Below are 26184 nucleotides of genomic sequence, written 5' to 3' on the forward strand. Positions count from 1 at the left end.
TTCATTTGTTGAATATATGTAGCTATCGATGTGAGTTCAGATCAATCACATTCTCTGCTTCAGCGCCTTCGGCGCCAGCTTCCGCAAAGAACTTCTTGATATTGCGCGCAGCCTGACGAATACGATGCTCATTTTCAACCAGCGCAATGCGCACATATTCATCACCATGTTCACCAAATCCAACACCTGGAGAAACCGCAACATCAGCCTTTTCAACCAGTAATTTGGAGAATTCAAGCGAACCAAGATGGGTAAAAGGTTCAGGAATTTTCGTCCATGCAAACATCGTCGCAGCAGGCGGGGTAACGTCCCACCCTGCTCGACCGAATGATTCCACCATCACATCGCGACGATATTTATATGTCTCGCGCACCTCGGCAATATCCGACCCATCGCCATTTAGTGCAGCTGTTGCCGCAACTTGAATGGGTGTAAACGCACCATAATCAAGATATGATTTTACGCGGCTTAATGCACCGATTAAGCGCTCGTTACCCACTGCAAATCCCATACGCCAGCCTGGCATTGAGAAGGTTTTGGACATGGATGTAAATTCAACAGCGACATCCATTGCACCATCAACTTCAAGAACAGATGGCGGCGGGTTATCGTCAAAATAAATCTCTGAATATGCCAAATCTGACAGAACGATAATGTCATGTTTTTTCGCAAAGGCGATAACGTCTTTGTAAAAATCAAGCGAAGCAACGCAAGCCGTTGGATTGGCAGGATAGTTTAAAATCAAAGCCAATGGTTTCGGAATTGAGTGTCTTACAGCGCGCTCAAGATGCGGGAAAAAGCTGTCATCTGGCGTTACTTCCATCGAACGAATAACGCCGCCCGACATAATAAATCCAAAGGCGTGAATTGGGTATGTTGGGTTTGGACATAAAATTACATCACCAGGCGCTGTGATAGCCTGCGCCATATTCGCAAAGCCCTCTTTTGAGCCCAATGTGGCAACAACTTGTGTATCTGGATCAAGTGTCACACCAAAACGGCGCTTGTAATAATTCGCCTGTGCGCGGCGCAAACCCGGTATACCACGCGATGTTGAATAACGGTGCGCTCTTGGATCCTGTGCAGCTTCGCACAATTTATCAACGATGGATTGGTTGGTTGGCAAATCAGGATTACCCATTCCCAGATCCACAATGTCGGCGCCGGCCGCTCGTGCGCTCGCTTTCAGGCGGTTAACCTGTTCGAACACGTAAGGCGGCAGTCGTTTGACAGAGTGGAATTCAACCATTTTCTTTCTCTCTTTGATAGTTAGTTGGTTTATTATGATTTGCTATGTCTAAAACTCAAAAGCAAGGGCCAAACCAAATATATTGGCATTACTTGAGATAACGGATGTTATAAGCTGAAATTATTGCTCAATTTTGGCAGTAGTATCAGAAGCGTGTGTTTTCGCCAATCTGCGCAGATATACAAGTCTTGCCTGGTAGCGTGCTTTGATTCGAGGATCTTTCTCCCGCTGGATCAATATCTCGGTCATTCTTGCTTCAATTGCCGCTCTTTCCTCAGCCGTCATCTGATTGATTTCCCCACGCCTGTCTTCAGCGAAAGTTGGAAAATCTTCATTTGAAGGCTTGTCGGGAACCACACTATTATCAACTGTTGTAGCCTGTTCATTTGCAGCGGCTTGTACATTTGTAGCAGCCTGCACAGCGGAAGTTTGCGTTGTTATCGAACTGCTTGTGCTTTGTGTTTGCGCTTCGACCACGGCTGTCTCAGAAGGAGCAGGATCTTGATTTATCGCAGTTAAATTTGTTGGCTCATTGGAAACGGCTTGCGGGGCCGCGTCCTCAAGTGAAGTTGAAACACAACTGGTTAAAGCAAACGCTGTCACGACTGTGACAAAAAAGCGTATCCAATGATTATTCATGCTTTATCCATCCTAAACTCGCATTGAAACCATGACAAACGAGTAAAAAGTCATTAAAAACTTACATATACATCCATATGATAAGATCAACACCAAACAAAGGCATTGATTATCATTACTTGTTATTCTGCGGGAGCGCCACATTGACCGACAAAAAAGACGACGAACAGGACACAAAAAATCCTCTGGAAGCGTATGTTGTCAATGATCCGGAGAAAATGGCCTATAATTTGGCTCGAACTATTGAGCAATTGGGGAAAGCCGCCGCCGCATGGGTTGAACCGCGTGAAAAGGGCGAAAAGGTTGATAAACCTGCAGAACCCGTTGCAGATATGGTCAAAACCCTTTCTAAAGTTAGCCAATACTGGATGGAAGATCCCCAGCGAGCACTTGAAGCACAAACATCCTTACTCACCAGCTATTTCGATCTTTGGACCCATTCAATCAATAAGATGGCAAACAAGGATGAAGAGGACAGCTTCTCTACGCGAAAAGACCGACGATTTTCCGACCCAGACTGGCAGAACCAGCCATTTTTTGAGGTATTACGCAACGCCTATTGGGTAACAAGTGATTGGGCTGAGCGACTAGTTTCCCAAACTGAAGGTCTGGATGAACATACAAAACACAAAGCTGAGTTTTATGTTCGCCAAATCTTACAAGCATTATCGCCGACTAATTTTGCGCTCACCAACCCGGAAATTTATAAAGAAACCGTAGCTACAAATGGTGAAAACCTCGTGCGCGGCATGCATAATTTAGCTGAAGATATTGCAGCTGGTAAGGGCGATCTAAAAGTTAGACAGGTTGATTCAACACCTTTTAAACTGGGTGAAAATATCGCCGTATCACCAGGCAAAGTAATTGCACAAAGTGATGTATGCCAAATCATTCAGTATGAGCCGACAACTGAGAAGGTTTTAAAGACCCCTCTCCTTATTTGCCCGCCATGGATTAACAAATTCTACATTCTCGATCTGAATGAAAAGAAATCCTTCATTCGCTGGGTCGTTGAACAAGGCCATACAGTATTTGTTATCTCATGGGTCAATCCGACAGAAGAGCATGCAAAACTGGATTGGACAGACTATTCTAAACTAGGCATCGATTTCGCACTCGATACGATTGAAAAAGCAACGGGTGAAAAACAAGTCAATGCAATCGGCTATTGCGTTGGTGGTACATTGTTGACTGCCACTTTAGCATTACATGCGCAAAAAGGTGATAAGCGCATAAAATCAGCTACTTTTTTCACAACTCAGGTCGATTTTACCCATGCGGGTGATTTGAAAGTTTTCGCTGATCATGAACATATCGATACTCTTGAAGAGGATATGAAAGCAACAGGCTATCTTGAAGGGTCAAAAATGGCGGCGGCATTTAACATGCTGCGTGCAGCCGATTTGATATGGCCCTATGTGGTCAACAATTATCTTAAAGGCAAAGACCCAATGCCATTTGATCTGCTGCATTGGAACTCAGATTCAACACGCATGTCCGCAGCAAATCATTCGTTTTATTTGCGCAATTGCTATCTTGAGAACAATCTATCGCAAGGTCGCATGGTGCTCGATGGCAGAGCCGTTAATGTCTCCGATATTGAAATTCCTGTCATGCATATCGCCGCTAAAGAAGATCATATCGCACCGCCGGAATCAGTTTACCTTGGTTGCAGTTTCTTCAGCGGACCAACAGAATATGTGATGTCGGGTTCGGGGCACATTGCTGGTATTGTGAACCCGCCAGCGGCTGAAAAATACCAGTATTGGACTGGCGAACGGGGAAAACAAAACTTCGAACAATGGAAATCAAACGCTACTGAAACCAAGGGGTCATGGTGGCCGCACTGGCACCAATGGGTAGCAAATGGCGATAAAGACGATGTTAAAGCGCGTAAACCCGGGGGCACAAAGCTAAACCCAATTGAAAATGCACCAGGCTCTTTTGTAAGCGCATCTATATAATGATATTTGAACCAAAACTTGTCCGTGCCAAACTGATTAAACGCTATAAACGCTTTTTGTTCGATGCAGAGATGGAAGATGGCACGCTTATCACTGGATCGTGTCCAAATACAGGTTCCATGCGCGGTTTAACGACCCCAGGCTCAACTATTTGGATGTGCGACCATGGAACGGGTGGCACGCGAAAATATCAATATAGCCTTGAACTTGTCGAAGCTGATGACACCATTGTTGGCATCAACACATCGCGGCCAAATAAGCTGGTAGAGGCTGCCATTATTGACGGTATGGTTTCAAACCTTGCAGATTATCAAACCCTCAAACGTGAGCAAAAATACGGACAAAACTCACGCATTGATATTCTGCTCACCGATGATCAACTCGGTACCGCATATGTGGAAATTAAAAATGTTCACTTTATGAGGGAAAAATCTCTTGCAGAATTCCCCGATAGTGCCACGGCACGCGGTGCCAAACATTTGCAAGAACTGGCCGAAATGGTAAAACAGGGCCACCGCGCCATTATGGTCTATCTCATCCAGCGTCATGATTGCGATAAATTGAAAATCTGCCGGGATTTAGACCCCGTTTATGCAGAAAACTTTGACCTTGCGATGAAACAAGGGGTTGAAGCTTATGCAATTAGGTGCAAAATCACAGACAAAGGAATCTCGCCTGAAGGTCTGATAGAATTAGACGAAGAACACGTTCAAAACGCGAGTAAATAAAGAATAATAGATATGGTAAACTATATTGCAGCTGAATCAGCGCCAATTAAAAACACTGGCCAAATCCGTCTTCATGGGGAGTTTGGGTTTGCTGGTATGCGAAAAGCTTGCGCATTAACTGCGCGCTGTCTTGATGAACTTGTCGACATTGTTAAGCCCGGTGTCACAACCGAAGAAATTGACAAATTTGTGTTTGAATTTGGTAAGGATCACAACGCAGTTCCAGCCACTTTGAACTACCGCGGATATACAAAATCATCTTGTACATCTATCAACCATGTGGTGTGCCACGGTATTCCAAACAACAAACCACTCAAAGAAGGCGATATCGTCAATATTGATGTGACATATATCGTTGATGGTTGGCATGGCGATTCAAGCCGTATGTATCCTGTTGGACAAATCAAACGCGCTGCAGAACGCTTGATGGAAGTCACGCATAAATGCCTCATGCTTGGAATTGAAGCGGTAAAACCTGGCGCACGCACCGGCGCTATTGGCCATGCGATCCAAACATATGCTGAAGCTGAAAGATGCTCAGTGGTCCGCGATTTCTGCGGCCATGGACTTGGACAAATGTTCCATGATGTACCCAATATTTTGCACTATGGCGAACCAGATCAGGGTCCTGAACTTCGCGAGGGTATGATTTTTACAATTGAGCCGATGATCAATTTGGGACGGCCCCATGTAAAAGTGTTGTCAGATGGTTGGACGGCGGTGACAAGAGACAGATCCCTCACCGCACAATATGAACATTCAATTGGTGTTACAGCAGATGGATGCGAAATCTTCACGCTATCCCCTAAAGGCCTGGATCGACCTGGATTGAGTTAATGGATGAAAATGGTGACAGCGACAAGAAAACACCAACTGGTTTAGAAGAGCCAGAGATTGATGAACGTTTATATTTCGCTGAACAAAACACCAAAGTCATTCAACAAAAGAAACAAACACCGGACAAAGCAGAACATTATCACGGGCATCGTGACAGACTTCGCCAACGCTTTAAAACAAAAGGTGGCGAAGCGCTCGAAGACTACGAACTGCTTGAACTGCTCCTATTTCGTTTGATTCCTCGTCGCGACACCAAACCGATTGCAAAAGCGCTGCTGGAGAAATTTGGCAGCTTAGCGCAAGTCTTTGGCGCACCAGCTGCGCGCTTGCAAGAGGTTAAGGGCGTTGGCGAAAGCGTTGCGTACGATTTAAAGCTTGTATCGCAAATCTCTCAGCGCATGTTAAAATCTGAACTGCGCGACAAACAATTGCTGTCATCTTGGACAGCAGTCATTGATTATTGCCATTCTGCCATGGCTTTTGAGGAGCGTGAACAGTTCCGCATATTATTCCTCGATAAAAAGAATGTGCTGATTGCAGATGAAGTTCAGCAAACAGGTACGGTCGATCATACACCCGTATACCCTCGTGAAGTAGTAAAACGCGCACTAGAACTATCTGCGACAGCCATTATCTTGGTTCATAATCATCCCTCAGGTGATCCTACGCCATCACGAGCAGATATTGATATGACACAATTGATTCTGGATACGGCGAAACCATTAGGGATCACATTGCATGATCACATAATCATTGGCAAAGACGGACATGTGAGCTTTAAAGGCTTGAAGTTGATCTAATCTATTTCTCTGATGAAAATGCAAGGCGTAAACCCAAAAGTCCAAATGAAGCGGCAAATGAATTTCTGATCCACTTCATCACATTTGGCTTTGATATCACATAATCACGCGCATATGAGGCAAATGCGCCATACACAATAAAGACAAGAAATGTCATCAGCATAAAGATACCGGCCAACATCGTCAGCTCAAGTATGGGAGCTTGGACTGTGTTGGACGTAAATTGCGGTAAAAACGCTAGAAAAAACAACGATAACTTTGGGTTAAGTGCATTTAACAAAGCACCATCTAAGATGATCTTGCTTGGCTTAAGCATTTTGTCTTGGCGCTGTAATTTTAGCGGTCCGCTATCCTTATATAGCCCCCAAGCCATATAAAACAGATAAAGCACTCCGAGAAACTTAATCGTCTGAAAAACCACGGCACTCGTATGCAAAATCGCTGACAGACCAATAATCGCTGCAAATGCTGAGGGTATGATGCCTAACGTACATCCAAATGCGGCAATTATGCTTGCACGCAGCCCCTGCCCCAAACCATAAGCCAGTGTATAAATCACGCCTGTTCCTGGTAATAGAACTACGACTAATGATGTGAGTAAAAATTCTAGGCTAACCATCATATAACTCCCGCAATAAAGTTATCGTAGCCAAACCGAACATAAAGGCAAACAAAAAAGCCGCCGGAAATTTCCGACGGCTCTTAAATTTAAAAAATCGATCAGACTATTCGTCTTCAGATTTTTTTGCAGCTTTCTTCTTAGGAGCTGCTTTTTTCTTTTGAGGTTTTTCTTCTGCAGCAGCTTCAGCTTCATCATCTGCAGTCAATTGCTCTTTAGTCACTGTCTCGTCTTTGATGTCGATCAAAGTCATGATGTGATCAATTGTTTTTTCTTCAAAGATTGGCGCGCGAAGTGATTGTGCAGCGCCAGGTGTCTTTTGGAAATACTCATAGATTTCTTTTTCTTGACCTGGGAACTGGCGAACCTGTTCAAATAACGCACGCTGAAGCTCATCCTCAGTCACGTCAATCTCAGCCGTCTCACCGATTTTAGAAAGCACAAGACCCAAGCGAACACGACGCTCAGCAAGTGCTTTATACTCTTCGCGAGCTTCTTCTTCTGTTGTGTCTTCATCAGCAAAAGTTTTGTTGTTTTGCTCAAGATCAGTCTCAACCTGACGCCAGATGCTGTCGAATTCAGAATCGATCAATTTTTGAGGAGCTTCAAACTGGTGCAGCTCATCCATTTGATCCAAGATCTGACGCTTAACTTTCTGACGTGTGATCTGACCGTATTGACCTTCGATTTGTTCGCGAACAACTTCGCGAAGCTTCTCAGCTGAATCAAGACCAAGGTTTTTAGCAAGCTCATCATTGATTTCAATTTCGCCAGCAGAAGCGACTTCTTTTACAGTGATGTAAAATTTGGCTTCTTTACCTGCAAGGTCAGCAGCTTGGTAATCTTCTGGGAAATTAACAGTTACGACTGTCTCATCACCAGCTTTTACACCGATTAACTGATCTTCAAAGCCTGGAATAAATTGATTTGAGCCAAGGACCAATTGTGCGTCTTCTGCAGTACCGCCTTCAAATGCGACATCGTCGATCTTACCAAGGTAATCCATAGTAACACGATCGCCTGATGCGGCTTTGCCTTTTTTAGTCTCATAGGTAACAGCACTTGCTGCAACGCGCTTAACTTGCTCTTCAACTTCGCTCTCTTCGATCTCAACGACCTGACGCGTAACTGTAAGCTTTGACAAGTTAGCAACATCAAATTCAGGGATCACTTCATAAGCGATGTTGAATTCGAAATCTTTTTTCGCTGCTAGAATTTCTTCTGCTTCATCCTGATCTTCAGTCATCGTGATGTCAGGCTGTGTTGCAGACTTCTCGCCGCGCTCAGACAGGATTTCTGTCGGACGCTTCTGGATTAGTTCATTTACAAGTTCGGCCATCACTGATTTACCATATGTCTTTTTCATATGAGACATTGGCACTTTACCAGGACGGAAACCGTTCAAACGAACTTTGTCTTTTGCATCGGCAAGACGTTCATTAAGTTGAGCTTCCATGTCTTTTGCAGGAATTACGACTTTAAGTTCGCGCTTCAATCCTTCAACGAGCGTTTCAGTTACTTGCATATTTAACTTCCTATCAAACCGATGATGAAACCGGAGAATTATCTAATCTTTCTAGCTGGATTTTCCGACAATCCAAAAGGCCCACCATAGTGGGAAACGAGTTTACTCAGAGCTTGACAGACACATCGAAGTGCAAATCATGCTCTGAGCAAAAAATCTTGGTACGGGTGAGAAGACTCGAACTTCCACATCTTGCGATACTGGAACCTAAATCCAGCGCGTCTACCAATTCCGCCACACCCGCGTCGAAGGGCCTGATACCCAGTAAATAATCAGATGTCAACGCACCTTAGAGATAATAATTGAACATCTGGCGATTTAATTTCTAACATAGCGATTTGCACCTCTTATATGCGCAATTTTCGATGGATTTAGACCCTGTTAGATAAAGCGCATTCCAATTCGAATTTTCCTGTAAAAATCGGATCATTTTTAGCCATGCAAATACTGCATAGCTCTTATACCTATATTGCACTGCACAAAATAAAAAAATGTACTATATTCAAATCATCAGAGGCACACAGGATGCAACTGACGAACGTAAAGGAAAAGATAAAATGAATATCCGCAAGTCATACCAAAACTGGCGCGAATATCGCAAGACAGTAAATGAACTTAATGCCTTGTCTACTCGCGAACTTTCAGATCTTGGCATCAACCGCCACGACATTCGCGCAATCGCTCGTACGAGCCAGTTGTAATTTTTAAATTCGGATCGACATTATCCTCCTCCCAATGTCGATACGAGATGACTGACAAATCATCCTCCTCCCGATATGTCAGTCTTTGAAAATGGCGCCCACCTATCCTCCTCCCAGGTGGGCGTCGTTCAAAGAATTCGAGGCAGCAATATCCTCCTCCCAATGCTGCACGATGTGACCGGCAACATCCTCCTCCCAGTTGTTGGTCGAAAAAAAAGCGTTCATTGCACCTCCTCCCGCAATGAACGCTATTTTTTTATCCAGATGATATTTCCAAAACTTAGACGCAAATGATCAGAGACTTTTGTCTTGATAGTCTCTTCACAGAACAAGTTTGCTGGCTTAAAGAGCTATCCATGACAAATACACAAAACACTTCACATAAACCGATCCATATTATTGGTGGCGGTTTGGCAGGTTCTGAAGCTGCTTGGCAGATTGCTTCCCGCGATATTCCGGTAATTTTACACGAAATGCGCCCGGTTAAACCAACAGATGCACATAAGACAGATGGTCTTGCTGAACTTGTTTGCTCGAACTCGTTCCGGTCCGATGATTCGGAAAATAATGCCGTTGGCGTGCTTCATGCTGAAATGCGCATGGCAAACTCTTTAATCATGCGATGCGCAGATGCAAATCAGGTACCTGCAGGCGGTGCTCTTGCAGTTGATCGCGAAGGTTTTTCACAAAATGTCACCGAAGAATTAGAAAAACATCCATTAATTACGATTGAACGTGAGGAAGTGGGTGCACTCCCACAAAGTGATTGGGATCAAACAATCATCGCAACAGGTCCTTTAACCGCAGAAAGTCTTGCTGAAGCCATTCAAGCTGAAACGGATAGCGATGCCTTGGCGTTTTTTGATGCAATTGCGCCAATTATTCATACAGATACAATTGATATGGATGTGTGTTGGTATCAATCTCGCTATGATAAGATTGGTCCAGGCGGCACGGGTAAAGACTATATCAATTGCCCGATGAATGAGCAGCAATATAACGAATTTATTGATGCTCTAATTGAAGGTGATTCGACCGATTTTAAAGAATGGGAAGGCACGCCCTATTTTGATGGATGCTTACCGATTGAAGTGATGGCTGAACGCGGTCGCGAAACACTCAGACATGGCCCGATGAAGCCAATGGGGCTTACGAATGCGCACCAACCGGACATTAAAGCCTATGCCGTGGTGCAATTGCGTCAAGATAATGCTCTCGGAACGCTGTATAATATGGTTGGCTTTCAAACCAAGCTTAGATATGGCGCACAAACAGACATTTTGCGCAAAATTCCCGGCCTAGAGAATGCTGAATTTGCGCGATTAGGCGGTCTTCACCGCAATACTTATCTCAATTCACCAGAATTACTTGATGAAACACTACAGCTGAAATCCCGCACTGGGTTACGATTCGCAGGCCAAATCACCGGCTGTGAAGGCTATGTGGAGAGCGCAGCCATGGGATTATTAACTGGTCGCTATTGCGCTGCGGAACGCTTGGGTATTGAACCGGACCTACCTCCGATAACAACTGCCTTTGGTGCATTATCAAACCATATCACTGGTGGACATATTGTATCAGAACATGAACCCAAAAAACGCTCATTCCAACCAATGAACGTGAACTTAGGGCTATTCCCTCCTCTTTTAGAAGACGAATTTCCTCCACACCCTGAAGGGAAGAAATGGCGCCGAAAAGAAAAACGCATCGCTAAGAAAAAAGGCTTGTGCGCGCGCGCCCTAAAGGACTGCGCTGCATGGCTTGAAGCCAGCAAAATTTAATCGTCCGATTTTAACTCTTCCAAAGTTTCGGCCATTTTAAGGCCGAAGCTTCCACAGATCCATAAAGACACTTCTGCAGCGTCTTCTGGAGAGGCAAACTGATATTCACCACCAATCAAGCTGTCGTCATCAAATTTGAGAACAAGCCCATCACCGCTTTCCGTTAAATCGACCTCAACGTCTTTGGGTTCGATGATCCGTACAACCCAAGCATTTCCGACGATTTGCGCCAGGCCTGTTTTTCCATCTGCCAGACGCATAAATGTAGTTTTACCAGATTTATCCATAAGAACGCCGCGGATGGCTTCTTTCGGATAAGCAATACCAAATTCTACCAGTGCCTCGCCTGGATCTCGCACCGATCCATCGTCGCGCCGACGATTAATTCGCAAAGCCAACAGCGAAATACCGATGATTGATCCAATAAACAGGTAACCTGCGAGATTTTCCAAGTGACAAATCCAAATTTACTTCAAAACAACATGACTTTGATCAGATCATGCCTTTTCTTTTACTTTGCCACAAGTCCCATTGACTTAACCAAGTCGGTGGCGCCACAGATACTCGATATGCCTGCGAACCCATTTTTCGAGCCTTTTTGTAAATTCTAGATGTTGAAGCCAAAGGCAAGTATGCTTGTCGGACATGCTCCGGCAATTTTGAAATCTCATCCCGTGCCTTCGCCAAGTGTTCTTCACCATATTCAACAAACAAATTAAGAATACAAGCAAGAGCATCGCCGTTAGCTGCTGATAAAAACTCCGTACGGTCGATGTGGCATTCTTTCAAAAATTCTGCAGGGATATAGACCTGCCCACGCGAAAGATGTTGTGGCAACAAGGCTAAATGCCCTGCAACAGATTGCGCAATTCCGGCATGACCACAGGCATTGGCTGTTGTTTTTGCGATTTCGGGGTCTATGACTTGGCATGTCCACTGCAAAAGGGTTGAAGCGGTCTCCCCGCAATAACCTTCATAAGTTAATTTATCGGGCATTGGATCATCATAAAGATCGAAAATGCGAGAACGACAATATCCATCAAAGCTCGTTCTATTAATATTATGCTGATAAATGATTTCATTTATCGCAAATGCAAAAGGATTCGCCGCAGCCTCATCTTTTCGCGCTGATTCTGCCGTAACCTCACGCCACCATTGAAGACGTATCTCGCCCGGCAAAGGTTCTTTGATGAGGTCACGAATGCGAGAAATTTCAGCATTAAATGCATATAAAACGCTTATCGGCAAACGAACATCATCGCTCATAAGCAGGCTTGCTAAATATCGATTTCGATCATGTTCGCGAAGATGCGTTGAAATTAGATTTTCATCGATCGTCATCGGAGTTAAACCGCAATAAAAGCCGCACCGACTGCGCGCGATTCCGCCAATAACACATTATAGGTGCGCACCGCGGCACCTGTACTCATGGGATCGCTTGATACCTGGTTTGAACGTAATGCCTCTTTTAATTCTTTCGGCATCATGCGGATATCTTGGCCCGTTCCAAGTAGAAATACTTCCAAGTCTGAAACTTCTTCCAAAACTTTCGAGAACATCTCAACGGTTAAATTTGTTTCAGCATCTACATTCCAACCATAGATGCCAGACGGCAAGCAAATTAGAGATCCCACATGTGACATATCGGCAAAGCGAAAACCACCATTTCCATAGGCGTCAATTGGTGCTCGCCCTGGGAAATGGGCCTCACGCATTTGCAAGGCCGCATCCGGAATATGTGCGTTGTCATCACTCATTAGGTGTCAAAATTAATGGGCATTGTGCCTTCAGTTTCATCACGTTTTTCTTTTTTCTCATCCAACCCTTTACGGAAATCTTCCGGGCGGAGGTTGAACAGAATTAGAATTGGTGCAGCGATGAAAGTAGAAGAATATGTACCAATGAGCACACCAAAGATCATTGCGAATGTGAAGGACTGAATAACCTCCCCGCCGAAGAGATAAAGCGCCATCAACGCAAGCAATGTAGTTACAGATGTCAAAATCGTACGTGACAGCATCTGATTAACGGATAAATCAAGCAGGCTTTCAAGTGGGCGTTTTTTGTAACGCCGCAAGTTTTCACGCACCCTGTCGTAAACAACCACGGTATCATTGAGCGAGTAACCCACAATGGTCAGAACCGCCGCGACGCTAGAGAGGTTAAATTCCACTCCGGATATCACGAATATTCCGATGGTAAGAACCACATCGTGGAAGGTCGCAACAACAGCACCGATAGCAAACTGCCATTCAAATCGCAGCCAAATATAGATCAAAATCGCAAACAACGCGCCGGCAACGGCCAATGTACCATCACGTGCAAGTTCTGCTGAAACCGTTGGACCTACAACCTCCACACGGCGGAATTCATATTCATCACCAAGCTCTGCACGTACGAGCGTAACAACATTTTGCTCAGCCGTCTCACTGCCATCTTGCGCCTGAACTCTGATCAAAACCTCTTCTGGCGAGCCAAATTCCTGTACCTGAACATCACCTAAATTAAGCTCAGACATACGCGTTCTAAGATCACCAAGGTCTGCTGGGCCATCTTGTGATTTAACCTCAATGATAGAGCCGCCTTTAAAGTCGATACCGTAATTCATATCTACGACGACAAACAAGCCAACAGACGCAATAGCAGCTGCAGCTGACGTTAAAAACGCCCAGTTACGGAACTTCATAAATTTGAGGTTGAATTCACGCGGCAATTTGCCAAGCAAACCATCCGGCAATGCCTTTGGACGTTTATGCTTAAACCAGAATGCCATCATCCACCGTGTGAGCGTAAACGCTGAGAACACTGTGGTGATAATACCGATTGTCAATGTAACGGCAAAGCCCTTCACCGGACCTGTACCAACGAAGAACAAGATAGCCGCCGCAATCAAAGTTGTGATATTCGCATCCAAAATGGTTGTGAGCGCACGCGCAAAACCCGCTTCAATCGCTTGAATAAGATTGCGCCCTGCTCGCGATTCTTCTCGGATACGCTCATAAATCAGCACGTTAGAGTCTACCGCCATACCAACGGTCAAAACGATACCTGCGATACCCGGCAAAGTGAGCGTTGCGCCAAACAAGGTTAGGATCGCCATTAGCATGGTCACGTTGGCAACCAGTGCAATATTCGCAACAACACCCAACATACCATAGGCAAGGATCATAAATCCGATGACCAAAATACCGCCAATAATACCGGCGATTTTACCAGCTGCGATCGAATCGGCACCCAAGCTTGGGCCAACTGTCCGCTCTTCAATGATCGTCAATTCCGCAGGCAAAGCACCCGCACGTAGCAAAATCGCAAGATCATTGGCTTCTTGGACGGTAAAGTTACCTGAAATCTGACCAGAACCACCCAAAATCGGTTCATTAATGCGCGGTGCTGAAATCACCTGATCATCGAGAACGATGGCAAACGGCAGACCCACATTGGCTTGCGTTGCAGCTCCAAAGCGTTGCGCGCCTTTGGTATCAAACCTAAAGGTCACAATCGGTTCATTTGTCTGCTGAGAAAAACCAGCTTGAGCATCCACCAGGTTTTCACCAGAGACAAGGACACTACGTTGGATGAGATAAAATGGTGCATCACCACCTTCAACACCAGGCAATACTTCTGACGTTGCAGGTGGGCGGCCATTTATCGCTTCTTCCACCGGCATAGTTATATCTACCATACGGAAGGTGAGCTTCGCAGTTTGACCCAATAGCTCTTTAAGACGCTGCGGATCATCAAGCCCTGGCACCTGAACCAAAATACGGTCCGACCCCTGACGCTGAATAGCAGGTTCTGTGGTGCCGAGTTCGTCAACACGCTTGCGGATAACTTCGATGGACTGCGCAACAGCCGAAGATACCCGATAGTCGATACCTTCTTCAGTTAGAGACAGACGAAGTAAACCATTTTGAGGCTCTTCAAGAGTAATTTCGCGAATTGCGCCACCGCCCAACAATCCGCCATCAACTGGCTGTAACAGCTCGTTTAATGCCTGTTTTGCCTGTTCAACATCATCCGCATTACGAATACGAACCTGAACAGATTGGCCAGCCGCAGCTAGACCGGTATATCCGAGCTGTTCTGCACGCAATAAACGACGAATGTCATCACGCGTTGTTTGCAGTCTGTCTTCGATAATTCCGTTACGTTCTAATCTGAGAAGAAGATGCGAACCACCTTGCAAGTCAAGGCCCAGAGTTACTTGACCTTTTGGCATCCAATCGGGAAACGCCTCAAGCTGTTTTTCAGAAAACAGATTTGGTATTGCGACGACCGCGCTTAAAAATACGGCCATCCAAATGAGTGTTGTTTTCCAACGGGCAAAATAGAGCATAGTTATCTCGAATTAGTTTCGGAATTTCACGGGAATTAAAAGACTTACTTCTTGTCTTTGACAGGTTCACTTTTGCTGCGAACATCAGCGATCATTGAACGAACAACACGCATTTTTGATCCGTCTGCAACTTCCATTTCAACTTCGACGTCACCATCAACGATTTTTGTTACTTTACCGATGATACCACCACCAGTCACAATCTGATCACCACGACGGATATTCGTGATTTTTTCAAGATGCGCTTTACGTTGTTTTTGTTGAGGACGAATAAGTAGGAAATACCAAATTGGCATAATCAACAAAAGTGGCACCAAAATACCAAAAACATCACCACCACCGCCGGCTGCTGATTGTGCATAAGCTGGAGAAATAAACATAAAACAAGCTCCCTAAAGGCAAATCGCCCATAATTAGAATTTATAAATATTGTTGAGCGGAATATAGTGTTCAATGGTGTGATTGCAACGGCAAAGGCATCATCAAATAGCTATTTTCAAGCACTTAACGTAAATTACGCCTGTGCTAAAGCAAGTTAATTTGATAATCAACGCCTTGAAGCGAATTCGAGGTCAAATAAATGAATGATTTTAAAGTTGATGAACTGCTTACAGAAATAAAGTTGCTGCGTGAGGCTGTACAATCGCTGGCACCCAAAACAGCCAAAGAAAATGATCTTGATTCGGCAGAATGTTTTATCTGGTCACCTGAGCAATCCTACCTTCAGCCAGTTGGCAAACCTAATCGCATTGAAATTGGCCTGATTAAAGGTGTTGATCATGTACGCGATATATTGGTTGAAAACACTGAACGATTTGCAAAAGCCCTACCCGCTAACAACACGCTTTTGTGGGGTGCGAGAGGTATGGGTAAATCGTCTTTGGTTAAATCAGTTCACGCGGATACGAATTTAAAGCATAACACACAGCTCAAACTCGTTGAAATCCATCGAGAAGATATCAACTCGCTGCCAAGTTTGTTGAACATCTTACGAGAAAGCAATTATCGTTTTATCCTGTTTTGTGACGACCTGTCATTTGATCATGACGATACCGCATATAAGTCATTAAAGGCAGCGCTTGATGGCGGCATTGAAGGGCGTCCTGAAAATGTCATATTTTATGCAACATCAAATCGACGTCATTTGCTACCGCGCGATATGATGGAAAATGAACGCTCAACGGCAATCAATCCGCATGAAGCTGTTGAAGAAAAGGTTTCATTATCAGACAGATTTGGCTTGTGGCTTGGTTTTCACAAATGCACACAGGATGATTATCTCAGCATGATTTACGGTTATGCGGATCATTTTGGACTTGAGATTGAACGTGAAGATCTTCGTGCTCAATCACTGACATGGGCGACAACTCGCGGCGGTCGTTCAGGTCGTGTTGCATGGCAATTTATTCAGGATTTAGCCGGACGTTTAAACAAAACGCTCAACACCTGAACCACGCAATGAAAAAACCTGCCCCAAAAGACAGGTTTCCTCATCAACTTTCACCTGGAGGGGTGAGACTATTCTAGGAATGTAATTGGATTTTGAGGCGTCGCATTTTTACGAACTTCAAAGTGAAGCTTCGGACGCTTTGCAGAACCAGTCATACCACTCTTGGCAATAACCTGACCGCGCTGCACTTTATCGCCGCGTTTTACATTTAAGCTTTTGGCATGGGCATAAACGGTTACGATATCGCCATCGTGGCGCACAAGAACGGTATTTCCGTAACCTTTCAATCCATTGCTGGCATAGATCACAACACCGTTTTCTGCAGCTTTAATATCTGAACCTTCAGGCATCAAGATATCCAAACCATCATTGCGTTTGCCGTCATCTGTTTTGCCGCCAAAGCTTGAGGCAATCTGCCCTTTTGCAGGCCAACGAAGTTTACTAATACCGGTCTTTGCAGGCGCAGCGACATTGCTGTCCACCTTCGCCGTTTCAGTTATCCTATCGTTATTTGTAGACGATGTGCTTGCTGTTACAGGCGTTGAAACAACTTTCTGTGGTTCAACCTTTGTCACTGAAGCAGTTGTTGTCTGATCCGGAGCTAAAGACTTAAAGGTCTTCGATGGAATGATCATTTTCTGACCGATGCGAATATTAGACGTTTTAATGTTATTCGCAGCTTTAAGCGCAGTAACCGTTACCCCATGTTTATAAGCAATACGATTGAGCGTATCACCAGAAACAACTGTATATTGATCAGCTGAAACCGTATTTGCAGCACTTGGTGCAGCTTGTCTAACCGGTGAAGATGTATCAAGCGGAGATGTCGATACAGGTGTTGTCGGTGCAAGCATTGCAGTGTCAATACGGCTCGCAGGGATCGGCGCAGAAGAACCCTGAGGGAATAATGTGCGGCTTCCAGAATGCGAATATGCAGATTTCGTCAATGGATCGTTATCAGGGGCTGATACTGTAGCACCTTGCGAATAAACATATGTTGGAATGATCAGCGCTTGTCCGACTTTAAGCGATCGAGAATCTCGAATACCGTTTGCATCGAGAATTTCTGCAGCTGGCACGCCATAACGTCGAGAAAGGTTATAAACCGTCTCACCTTCACGCAATGTCACATGCGTTCCATTTGCAGTCGACCAACCACCACGGCTTACTTTTGTTTTATCCGGAATAGATCCTGTAACAACCGGATCCGGTGCCATTGGCACAATATTTACCGGATTGCTCGTGCTCGGCGTCACAGCGCCTGTCACAATCTGAGTATCAACATTTGGCTGTGAAATCGGCCTGATAATAGGCATGCGCTGAACGGATGCACTTTCAACAGTTGATTCTAAAGTTTGTTTTTTCTTTTGTGTCAGCGCATTGCGGACACGCTCAACCAATGGCGTACGCTTTGGCGTTTCCAACGGCTGCTTAATAACCGGAGCGGCTGCAATAGGCTGGCTAACAATTGGCGCAGTTACGACAGGCTTTTGAACAATCAAAGGCGTCGCAGGCTGATTAACAACCGGCTGCTGATTTGGAATAGATGCAGTGTAAAGTGGCGCATTGCTTTGAACGGGTGTGTACACATCACCTGGATATGGTTGCTGTGGCGCAGCGCTTGCTACTTGCGGAACGGAATTTCGAACAGGCTGCCTTGCATCGCCTGGGAAGGATTGAGACCCAACGCCAACAGGAGCGAGACCCCCAGCATGCGGTGTTTTCACAGCGGCAGTGGTCAAATCATCACTATTTAACGCTTGGTAATAGGAAAACCTGGTTAAATCAGAGCTACAGCCCGCAACTGTACCAGCTAAAAAGATAGCTGACAGTGTTTTAAGAACAACCCTTTGCGGTTGAGACAACTTAAAATTACTCATACTCATACACCACTAACGCAATACAACTTTGATGTATTAAAGCGCGTTAATGTTACCGAGGCGTTAAATTTACGAAAAAAACACTATATTTTTTTTAACCATGTCCCAAAACGGCTCAAGTCGCGGCAGCTGAATTTGGAATAAGAGGCGAATCTTGAATCTCGAACAAGTCCTCTCTCTCAAATCGGGAACCTATCTTGGTGAGCCGCATAATGCGGGCACGCCCATCACCTAATGACATTGGTGCGATCATAATCCCGCTTGAAGTTAAATGCTCCACAAATTGGCGTGGCATTTCTTTAAAGCTAGCGGTGACAAGAATACGATCAAACATCCCCTCGCCCTCAACGCCGCTAGACCCATCCATTTGCTTAGCAACGACATTTGTGATGCCAACATGATCAAACCGCTCGCTGGCATTGGTCACATGCGTTTTATAACGATCTATAGTCAAAACACGGTCAGAAAGCTTGGAAAGAACCGCTGCTGAATAGCCAGAGCCACAACCGATCTCCAAAACTTTGTGATTAGTTTGAACATCTAACTCGTTCAAAATACGAACAAGAACATCAATAGGCTCGGCAAATCCACCGCAATCGATCGGCATAATTTTCGACGAATACGCACCAGCGCGCAAATCAGGAGACAAAAAGACACTGCGTGGGGTGCTTTCAACAGCACCTAAAAGTCGGTTATTGTCTACACCGATTGCGCGCAAACGCAGAAGCAATGCTGCCAAACCTTCTTTTTCTGTGGCGGTATCAATCATCTATAAAAGTGCTTGTTCCAATTTCGTCATCATTGCATGGTCCGTCATATCAACTTTTACAGGAGTTATCGAAATTTTGCCAAACTCCAAAGCAGAAATATCGGTTGAATCGCAAACCTCGTGCGTAGTTTCCTCAAATTTTAGCCAATAATAAGGCCTTCCCACACCATCAATGCGATCTTCGATGGCTAAACCATGCATACGATGCGCTTGTCGCGATATTGAAATTTGGTTTTCATCATCGGCAAGCTTGATAGGAAAATTGACGTTTAGGAATGTACTTGCTGGCATATCAACAGCAATGAGCTTTTCTAAAACTTCCGGAATTTTGGCGATTGAAACCGACCAATCAATCGGATGCGGTCCTTTAGACCAATCATGTGCCTGACTAAACGCTATTGAGCGAATACCCAAGATAGCGCCCTCAAGCGCGCCGGCAACAGTACCTGAATACGTGATATGATCTGCTATATTCTGGCCAGCATTCACCCCAGATAGTATTAAATCAGGGCGTTTATCCATGATTTGGCGAACTGCAATGATCACACAATCCGTTGGTGTACCGTTCACAGCAAAAACCTTGTCTTCAACTTGGCGCACTCTGAGCGGTTGAGTTAAAGACAAAGCATGCGAAACACCGCTTTGATTGGTTTCAGGTGCAACAACCCAAACATCATCTGATAATAACTGCGCAGCACGGCGCAAAACCTCGAGACCTTCTGCGTTTATTCCATCATCATTGGTAATTAAAATGCGCACGATAATCTCTCACAAAATGGATTAACTAAATCAAATAGAAAAATGAATTAGCTAGGTTTTTCAATCTTAGTTACTCCACCCATATAAGGCACCAATACCTCTGGAATTGTGACAGAGCCATCTTCATTGAGATAATTTTCCATCACAGCAATCAAACAACGTCCAACTGCAACACCGGAACCGTTAAGCGTATGAACAAAGCTTGTGCCCTTCTCATCGCCCGCACGATAACGCGCATTCATTCGGCGCCCCTGGAAGTCACCACACACAGAGCAAGAAGAAATCTCACGATAAGCATCCTGCCCCGGCAACCAAACTTCAATATCGTAAGTTTTGCGAGCACCAAAGCCCATATCACCTGTACATAGCGTAACAACACGATAATGAAGACCGAGCTTACTCAGCACCAATTCAGCACAAGCAACCATACGCTCCAATTCGTCTAGTGAGCTATCGGCATCCGTAACAGATACCATTTCACACTTCATGAACTGGTGTTGTCGCAACATGCCGCGCGTATCACGCCCGGCGGAGCCCGCTTCTGAACGGAAACAAGGCGTCAGCGCTGTAAAGCGCATTGGAAGATCCACCTGATCCAATATTTGCTCACGCACAATGTTTGTTAAAGATACTTCAGCTGTTGGAATGAGCCATTTGCCATCTGTTGTGTGAAACAGATCTTCAGAAAATTTCGGCAATTGACCCGTACCAAACAGAGCTTCATCGCGCACCAATAAAGGCGGATTTACTTCAGTCAGTCCATTTTCAGTAATGTGAAGATCAAGCATAAACTGACCAAGAGCACGTTCCAAACGCGCCAAATCACCCTTTAAGATGTTAAAGCGTGCACCTGACATGGCAGAAGCGGCTTCAAAATCCATAAGACCGAGCTCTTCACCAATTTCAAAATGCTCTTTTGGCGCATGGTTCCAGCCCGGTTTTTCGCCAACTTTACGTTCTTCACGATTATCATCTTCATTTAAACCATGCGGCACATCGCTCAGCGGAACATTAGGAATAGACGCCAACAGCGCTGATAATTCTTCATCAGCAAGGCGCGCTTCCTCTTCAGCAGACTGCATATCACCTTTAAGCTTCGCGACTTCAGCCTTTAACGCCTCAGCTTTATCGAAGTCTTTTTGGCCCATCGCAGCGCCAATTTCTTTTGAAGCTGCGTTTCTGCGAGATTGCATATCTTGAAGTTTTTGCACCGTAGCGCGACGTTTTTCGTCAGCTGCAAGTACGTTTTGTGACTGATTTTCTGCCCCACGCGCTTTTAAAGCATCATCCAATTGATTTGGGTTTTCGCGTATCCATTTGATATCGAGCATCTTATATAATCCTATTGAGAGATATTCTTTTTAAGAAGTTAGTTAAACCTCTTATGCGTCTTCTGATTCTTCCAGTTCTTCATCAGAATATCCCGATCGCTTCAAAGCCTCTTTACGCTGACGCTCGACGATTCGAGCCGCATAGATGGCAATTTCGTAAAGAAGGATGGTTGGGAGCGCAAGACCTAACTGAGAAACAGGGTCTGGCGGTGTCAAAACAGCAGCTACGATAAACGCAAGAACAATTGCGTATTTGCGTTTTGTTGCCAAACCGATCGATGTCACCATCCCTGCTCTTGCCAATAATGTTGTGACAACGGGCAATTGAAAGACCAAACCAAACGCAAAGATCAATGTCATGATCAAGCCAAGATATTCAGAAACCTTTGGCAGAAGCGTAATATCGACCACATCAGGCTGTCCAACTTGCTGTGTTCCCAGGAAAAACAGCATCGCCATCGGCATCAAAAAGAAATATACAATCGCCGCGCCAATGCAAAACAGGATCGGTGACGCGATCAAAAATGGCAAAAATGCCGAACGTTCATTGGTATAAAGTCCCGGCGCCACAAACTTGTAAATTTGCGATGCAACCACTGGGAAAGACAGCAACAGACCACCGAACAAACCAATTTTGATTTGGGTGAAGAAGAACTCTTGCGGCGCTGTAAAGATCAATTCAATCTTGCTTGCATCAAGACCCGACCAGTCAACCGCCCATTCATATGGCTTGACGAGAATATTGAAAATGTGGCCACCAAGATAGAAGCACAAGATAAATGCGATCACAAAACCAACCACAGCCCACAAAAGTCGTTGGCGCAGTTCAATAAGGTGCTCGATCAGAGGCTGCGGCTGATCGTCAATTTGGTTGTCTTCACTCATGAATTATCAGCTTTAGATGTGTTCGTCTTAGTTTTCGCGGCGCTGGCTTTGGTTGAAGTAGTCTTCGCTCGCGGTGTTTTCACAGCGCCAGTTTTCGCAGCACTAGTTTTCGCCGCAGCAGGTTTTGCGGTAGCAGGAGCTTTTGCAGATGCAGTTTTCGCCGCTGGTGCTTTTGTGCTCGCAGCCTTCGTCGTTCTGCGTGTTGCAGGCTTTTTCTCAGCAATTTTTGCGTTTCCTGCCGCTTTACTTTGTGCAGGCTTTGCAGCGGATTTTGCCTTATTTGCTCGCGCTGTAGACGTTGCCGCTGTAGAAGACTTTGCAGAAGCTCTAGGTTTACGTGTTGTTTTGGTGGTGTTTTTGGCAGCAGTCGCTTTTGCCGCCTTTTCTTTTTCACCCACAGCACGCGCCGCATCTGAAATTTCTTCAGGCTTTGGCTTCCAAGGTTTAACAGGCGCTAAGTCTTCATCTTTAACATCGAGATGGGATTTAATATCTTCGCCAACTTCCGTTAAAGGATTAACAGCATCCTTCAACTTGTTCATCGGATTCATATTTTTAACATCGCTAGCTGCACGGCGTAATTCATCCAGCTCAGATTCTTCCAAAGCTTCATTAAACTGATTTTTAAAATCAGTCGCCATGCCCCGGTATTTCTTTACTGTTTTACCAAACGCGCGCAGCATCGGTGGCAAGTCCTTTGGACCAACCACTAAAATAAGCACAACTCCGATTACCAATAGCTCCGGAAAGCCAATATCTAGCATCTATTTAAATCCCTAAAACAAAGCCAAGAGAGAATTAACTTAAGCTTTGTCTTTCTCGGACTGATGCTCAACAGTTTTTGCGTCTGTTTCTGCTGTCTCTTCTTCTTTCATGCCGCTTTTAAAGCTCTTTATGCCTTTGGCAACATCACCCATCAACTGTGGGATTTTACCACGGCCGAAAAACAACAAAACAACCAACAAGATAATGACAATCTGTAATGGACCGATATTTCCCATTATATACTCCTAATTTTCTTTTCTGTTATGTAGGCCATTTAGCTCTGACTTTCAAACAAGAATACGTCGCGCTTGTCGATTTTTAATTCTATGTCCGTTGCATCAGGTGCTAAATGCCCCACGCGAACACTCGCGCTAATCAATTCTTCACTACCAGGAATGGCTAATCTGAGCTGTTCGAGCCGCCCCATAAATCTGCGTGTAACCACACGTGCGACCAAATCACCCTGCCCTTTAGCAATTGTAATGCCTGAATGCCTTAAAGCGACATCCAACTTCGTTCCGTCGCGAAAACGTTTGGCATCAAACAATCCCAACGCTGTCTCCACCTGACCATTTTTAGCCCTACCATGTAATACGTTCAAATCAGAAAAGAAGCTTGCTGCAAATAAGTCATTGGGTTGTTCGTACAACTCGCGCGCTGTGCCTATTTGAACAAGCTTGCCATCACGCAACAAGGCAATACGGTCTGCCATTTGCATGGCTTCCTCAGCATCGTGAGTAACAACAATGGATGTTGCGCGCGCTTCTCGAAGTATGGATAGAGTGTCGCTTCGGATTGCGTCCTTCAAGCGGGAATCAAGACCGGAAAATGGTTCATCCATCAGCAATACGGCTGGCCGTGGTGCAATCGCACGTGCAAGTGCCGCACGTTGTTGTTCACCTCCGGATAGTAAATGTGGGTAAGCATCAGCATATCGTTCCAAACCCACGCGCTTTAACGCCAACAACGCCTGATCTTTGGCTTGCGATGAGGAAAGCGCTGTTAGTCCAAATTTTGCATTTTCCAACAATGTCATGTGCGGAAACAGCGCAAAATCCTGGAACATAAGCCCAATTCCCCGCTTTTCAGGCGGAAGTGATGATTTTGGACTGCAAATCTCCTGGCCATTGAGGAAAAGACTACCTTGGGTCTGTCCCTCAATCCCCGCGGCTATTCGCAATAATGTTGTCTTACCCGATCCTGACGGCCCTAACAGACACAAAACCTCTCCCGGCTCCACAGTCAGGTTAATGCCATGCAAAGTTTCTTTGCCATTATATTCATGATGGACATTACGAAACTCCAGACTTGCGGCAAAACTCACACCAGTCTTTTGCTTTGTATCTTGGACAAGATTTGGATCGGCTTTTACATTCATAAAACAAAGCTACTTTCACGGAAGTCATACTTCCAAACAAACATAGCCTTTAATTCACCTCATCACCCATTGGTGTCAAGAGCCCAAACTCTTCAATATCCATTTCTGAGAGCGGATCTTCATCTTCAGTCAACTCATCATCATCAAATGGCATCGGAACCTGAAAGTTAGATGGAATGCGGTTTGAAAGCAGGCCTGAGCCTTTTAGCTCGTCCAATCCAGGCAAATCGCGCAGTGTTTCAAGCCCAAAATGGTCCAAAAAGTCGCGATTGGTTCCATAAGTTACCGGACGGCCTGGCGTTCTTCTGCGGCCACGCATACGCACCCAACCAGCTTCCATCAATACATCAAGTGTACCTTTGGATGTCGCGACACCGCGTACTTCTTCAATTTCAGCTCTGGTGACGGGTTGGTGATAGGCAATAATTGCCAAAACTTCGAGCGCAGCACGAGATAGCTTTTTAACATCAGTTTCATCACGGCGAATAAGGAATGATAGATCTGCGGAGGTACGAAATGCCCAGGCATTGTCAACTCTGAGCAAATTTACACCGCGATCTGCGTAAAAATCAGATAACCGCTGCATAACTTCGTCCGCATCAATATCTTTTGGCAATTTATCTGCAATATCTTTTTGCGGCACGGGAGTGGCAGATGCAAAAACCAACGCCTCGGCAATGCGCTCAGCATCTTTAAGTGCATGATCACGCAATGCATCCACAGCACTGTCAGATGGTCCTTCATAATGGCCAGCTTGGTCATCTACTCTGTCATGACCAAAATCATGCTCAGCCTCACCAGCTCCATTGATGCCGTTTTCCTCGTCCATCACCGTACTCCTAACTATCCGCGCTTATAGCATCTGGGTCTTGAAATGTCTTGTTTCTCGTCGAATTACGCAAAAATATCGGTGCAAAAACACCATCTTGACGAATATCAAGCTGCCCTTCACGCACCATTTCCAATGACGCTGCAAACGAGCTCGCAAGCGCGGTTCGACGTTCATTTTCATCTTCGTGCAAATATTGCAACAAGAACTGATCAAGCGCTGTCCAGTCATTGATCTGACCAACAATTCGCGCCAAGATCCCGCGTGCATCCTTTAGCGACCAAACATTACGCTTCGCAATTGTCACCAATGACAAGGAATTGCGCTGACGCTGTGACGCATAGGCGGTTAAAAGATCATAGAGCGAAGCTTCGTAATCCGATGTTTTCTCAATCACAATCGGTTCTGGCATCCCGCGCGCAAATATGTCACGGCCCAGTCTATTGCGATTAATCAGACGTGTGGCGGCCTCTCGCATGGCTTCAAGCCGTTTAAGTCTAAACGCCAGCGCTTGCGCCATTTCTTCACCAGATTGCTCTTCTTCATCTGATTTTTGTGGAATAAGTAGCTTTGATTTCAAGAATGCAAGCCATGCCGCCATCACCAGATAATCTGCCGCCAGTTCAAGGCGAAGCTTTCGCGCATCCTCGACAAAAGCAAGATATTGTTCTGCCAGCGCCAGTACTGAAATCTTGGCTAAATCCACCTTTTGGTTGCGAGCAAGATGCAACAGCAAATCCAGCGGCCCTTCAAAGCCATCCAAATCCACCATTAGGCTTTTATCACTGATCGCCTTGTTGGGGTCTTCCCACAATTTATCCATTGGGGCACGTTTGCCTTGGGAATTCGCATCCTTCTGATCAGCGGATTGGGCACTCGCTTCAACCGCCGCTTGATCATCTTTCAGATCCAAATCAAAATCGTTGTCTTCTGACACTCGATTGTCCCCATCAAATTTG

At 45.2% G+C, this 26184-nt stretch carries 26 protein-coding genes and 1 tRNA gene; 7 read left to right on the top strand and 20 right to left on the bottom strand.

Annotated features, from left to right (window positions below):
* Positions 1-22 precede the first annotated feature (22 nt).
* A complete protein-coding gene (locus ACZ1GZ_RS13520) occupies positions 23-1249 on the bottom strand; it encodes an LL-diaminopimelate aminotransferase (RefSeq protein WP_472665401.1) in 1227 nt (408 codons plus the stop codon).
* 120 nt (positions 1250-1369) lie between these two features.
* Positions 1370-1888 carry a hypothetical protein gene (locus ACZ1GZ_RS13525; protein WP_472665402.1) on the bottom strand — a complete coding sequence of 173 codons (519 nt, stop codon included), beginning with the start codon at positions 1886-1888 and terminating at the stop codon, positions 1370-1372.
* Between the two features lie 143 nt (positions 1889-2031).
* Between ACZ1GZ_RS13525 and ACZ1GZ_RS13530 the strand changes: the two genes are divergently transcribed.
* Genes ACZ1GZ_RS13530 through radC form a run of 4 tightly spaced genes read left to right on the top strand, consistent with a single transcriptional unit; the run spans position 2032 to position 6217 of the window.
* Entirely contained in the window at positions 2032-3852 is a 1821-nt protein-coding gene (locus ACZ1GZ_RS13530) for a PHA/PHB synthase family protein (protein ID WP_472665403.1), read from the top strand.
* Positions 3852-4580 carry a DNA/RNA nuclease SfsA gene (gene sfsA, locus ACZ1GZ_RS13535; RefSeq protein ID WP_472665404.1) on the top strand — a complete coding sequence of 243 codons (729 nt, stop codon included), beginning with the start codon at positions 3852-3854 and terminating at the stop codon, positions 4578-4580. The genes ACZ1GZ_RS13530 and sfsA overlap by 1 nt, the downstream gene beginning before the upstream one ends.
* 12 nt (positions 4581-4592) lie before the next feature.
* Positions 4593-5417 carry a type I methionyl aminopeptidase gene (gene map, locus ACZ1GZ_RS13540; protein WP_472665405.1) on the top strand — a complete coding sequence of 275 codons (825 nt, stop codon included), beginning with the start codon at positions 4593-4595 and terminating at the stop codon, positions 5415-5417.
* Positions 5417-6217 carry a RadC family protein gene (gene radC / locus ACZ1GZ_RS13545; protein WP_472665406.1) on the top strand — a complete coding sequence of 267 codons (801 nt, stop codon included), beginning with the start codon at positions 5417-5419 and terminating at the stop codon, positions 6215-6217. The genes map and radC overlap by 1 nt, the downstream gene beginning before the upstream one ends.
* 1 nt (position 6218) lies before the next feature.
* Here radC and ACZ1GZ_RS13550 read toward each other — a convergent pair whose 3' ends face one another.
* From ACZ1GZ_RS13550 to ACZ1GZ_RS13560, 3 genes are all read right to left on the bottom strand, one after another.
* Entirely contained in the window at positions 6219-6836 is a 618-nt protein-coding gene (locus ACZ1GZ_RS13550; RefSeq protein WP_472665407.1) for a LysE family translocator, read from the bottom strand.
* Between the two features lie 106 nt (positions 6837-6942).
* Positions 6943-8361, bottom strand: coding sequence for a trigger factor (gene tig / locus ACZ1GZ_RS13555; protein WP_472665408.1), 1419 nt, complete (start codon positions 8359-8361; stop codon positions 6943-6945).
* A 159-nt stretch (positions 8362-8520) separates the two neighbouring features.
* Positions 8521-8605, bottom strand: a tRNA-Leu gene (locus ACZ1GZ_RS13560).
* 247 nt (positions 8606-8852) lie between these two features.
* Between ACZ1GZ_RS13560 and ACZ1GZ_RS13565 the strand changes: the two genes are divergently transcribed.
* Positions 8853-9062 carry a DUF1127 domain-containing protein gene (locus ACZ1GZ_RS13565; protein ID WP_472665409.1) on the top strand — a complete coding sequence of 70 codons (210 nt, stop codon included), beginning with the start codon at positions 8853-8855 and terminating at the stop codon, positions 9060-9062.
* 356 nt (positions 9063-9418) lie between these two features.
* Positions 9419-10843 (top strand): methylenetetrahydrofolate--tRNA-(uracil(54)-C(5))-methyltransferase (FADH(2)-oxidizing) TrmFO, encoded by a 1425-nt coding sequence (gene trmFO, locus ACZ1GZ_RS13570; protein ID WP_472665410.1) that lies wholly within the window; start codon positions 9419-9421, stop codon positions 10841-10843.
* On the opposite strand, the gene ACZ1GZ_RS13575 is transcribed toward trmFO, so the two are convergent.
* The 5 genes from ACZ1GZ_RS13575 to yajC are packed head-to-tail and all read right to left on the bottom strand — an operon-like array spanning position 10840 to position 15559.
* Positions 10840-11295, bottom strand: coding sequence for a hypothetical protein (locus tag ACZ1GZ_RS13575; protein ID WP_472665411.1), 456 nt, complete (start codon positions 11293-11295; stop codon positions 10840-10842). The genes trmFO and ACZ1GZ_RS13575 overlap by 4 nt on opposite strands.
* A 40-nt stretch (positions 11296-11335) precedes the next feature.
* Positions 11336-12184, bottom strand: coding sequence for a phytoene/squalene synthase family protein (locus ACZ1GZ_RS13580; RefSeq protein WP_472665412.1), 849 nt, complete (start codon positions 12182-12184; stop codon positions 11336-11338).
* Positions 12185-12189: 5 nt separating this feature from the next.
* Positions 12190-12600, bottom strand: a complete 411-nt coding sequence (locus ACZ1GZ_RS13585) for an Mth938-like domain-containing protein (RefSeq protein WP_472665413.1) — start codon at positions 12598-12600, stop codon at positions 12190-12192.
* On the bottom strand, positions 12600-15179 hold the full coding sequence (gene secDF / locus ACZ1GZ_RS13590; RefSeq protein ID WP_472665414.1) for a protein translocase subunit SecDF: 2580 nt from the start codon (positions 15177-15179) through the stop codon (positions 12600-12602). Before secDF ends, ACZ1GZ_RS13585 begins: the two co-directional genes overlap by 1 nt.
* 44 nt (positions 15180-15223) lie before the next feature.
* On the bottom strand, positions 15224-15559 hold the full coding sequence (yajC, locus tag ACZ1GZ_RS13595) for a preprotein translocase subunit YajC (protein ID WP_472665416.1): 336 nt from the start codon (positions 15557-15559) through the stop codon (positions 15224-15226).
* A gap of 200 nt (positions 15560-15759) precedes the next feature.
* On the opposite strand from yajC, the gene ACZ1GZ_RS13600 reads away from it, so the two are divergent.
* Positions 15760-16629 carry an ATP-binding protein gene (locus ACZ1GZ_RS13600; protein ID WP_472665418.1) on the top strand — a complete coding sequence of 290 codons (870 nt, stop codon included), beginning with the start codon at positions 15760-15762 and terminating at the stop codon, positions 16627-16629.
* Between the two features lie 68 nt (positions 16630-16697).
* Here the strand turns inward: ACZ1GZ_RS13600 and ACZ1GZ_RS13605 are convergent, their stop codons facing one another.
* From ACZ1GZ_RS13605 to ACZ1GZ_RS13650, 10 genes are all read right to left on the bottom strand, one after another.
* Positions 16698-18509 (bottom strand): peptidoglycan DD-metalloendopeptidase family protein, encoded by a 1812-nt coding sequence (locus tag ACZ1GZ_RS13605; RefSeq protein ID WP_472665419.1) that lies wholly within the window; start codon positions 18507-18509, stop codon positions 16698-16700.
* Positions 18510-18624: 115 nt separating this feature from the next.
* Positions 18625-19278: a protein-L-isoaspartate(D-aspartate) O-methyltransferase gene (locus ACZ1GZ_RS13610; protein ID WP_472665420.1), complete on the bottom strand. Its 654-nt coding sequence runs from the start codon at positions 19276-19278 to the stop codon at positions 18625-18627.
* A complete protein-coding gene (surE, locus tag ACZ1GZ_RS13615; protein ID WP_472665421.1) occupies positions 19279-20037 on the bottom strand; it encodes a 5'/3'-nucleotidase SurE in 759 nt (252 codons plus the stop codon).
* A gap of 47 nt (positions 20038-20084) precedes the next feature.
* Positions 20085-21368, bottom strand: coding sequence for a serine--tRNA ligase (gene serS / locus ACZ1GZ_RS13620; protein WP_472665422.1), 1284 nt, complete (start codon positions 21366-21368; stop codon positions 20085-20087).
* A gap of 51 nt (positions 21369-21419) precedes the next feature.
* On the bottom strand, positions 21420-22253 hold the full coding sequence (gene tatC / locus ACZ1GZ_RS13625; RefSeq protein WP_472665423.1) for a twin-arginine translocase subunit TatC: 834 nt from the start codon (positions 22251-22253) through the stop codon (positions 21420-21422).
* Positions 22250-23017, bottom strand: a complete 768-nt coding sequence (gene tatB, locus ACZ1GZ_RS13630) for a Sec-independent protein translocase protein TatB (protein WP_472665424.1) — start codon at positions 23015-23017, stop codon at positions 22250-22252. The genes tatC and tatB overlap by 4 nt, the downstream gene beginning before the upstream one ends.
* Positions 23018-23056: 39 nt before the next feature.
* Positions 23057-23254: a twin-arginine translocase TatA/TatE family subunit gene (tatA, locus tag ACZ1GZ_RS13635; protein WP_472665425.1), complete on the bottom strand. Its 198-nt coding sequence runs from the start codon at positions 23252-23254 to the stop codon at positions 23057-23059.
* 38 nt (positions 23255-23292) lie between these two features.
* Positions 23293-24396 (bottom strand): ABC transporter ATP-binding protein, encoded by a 1104-nt coding sequence (locus ACZ1GZ_RS13640; RefSeq protein ID WP_472665426.1) that lies wholly within the window; start codon positions 24394-24396, stop codon positions 23293-23295.
* Between the two features lie 49 nt (positions 24397-24445).
* Positions 24446-25225, bottom strand: a complete 780-nt coding sequence (gene scpB / locus ACZ1GZ_RS13645; RefSeq protein WP_472665427.1) for an SMC-Scp complex subunit ScpB — start codon at positions 25223-25225, stop codon at positions 24446-24448.
* 10 nt (positions 25226-25235) lie between these two features.
* Positions 25236-26048: a segregation and condensation protein A gene (locus ACZ1GZ_RS13650; protein ID WP_472668309.1), complete on the bottom strand. Its 813-nt coding sequence runs from the start codon at positions 26046-26048 to the stop codon at positions 25236-25238.
* Between the last annotated feature and the right edge of the window lie 136 nt (positions 26049-26184).

It is taken from the genome of Lentilitoribacter sp. JB5-8, assembly GCF_055693385.1.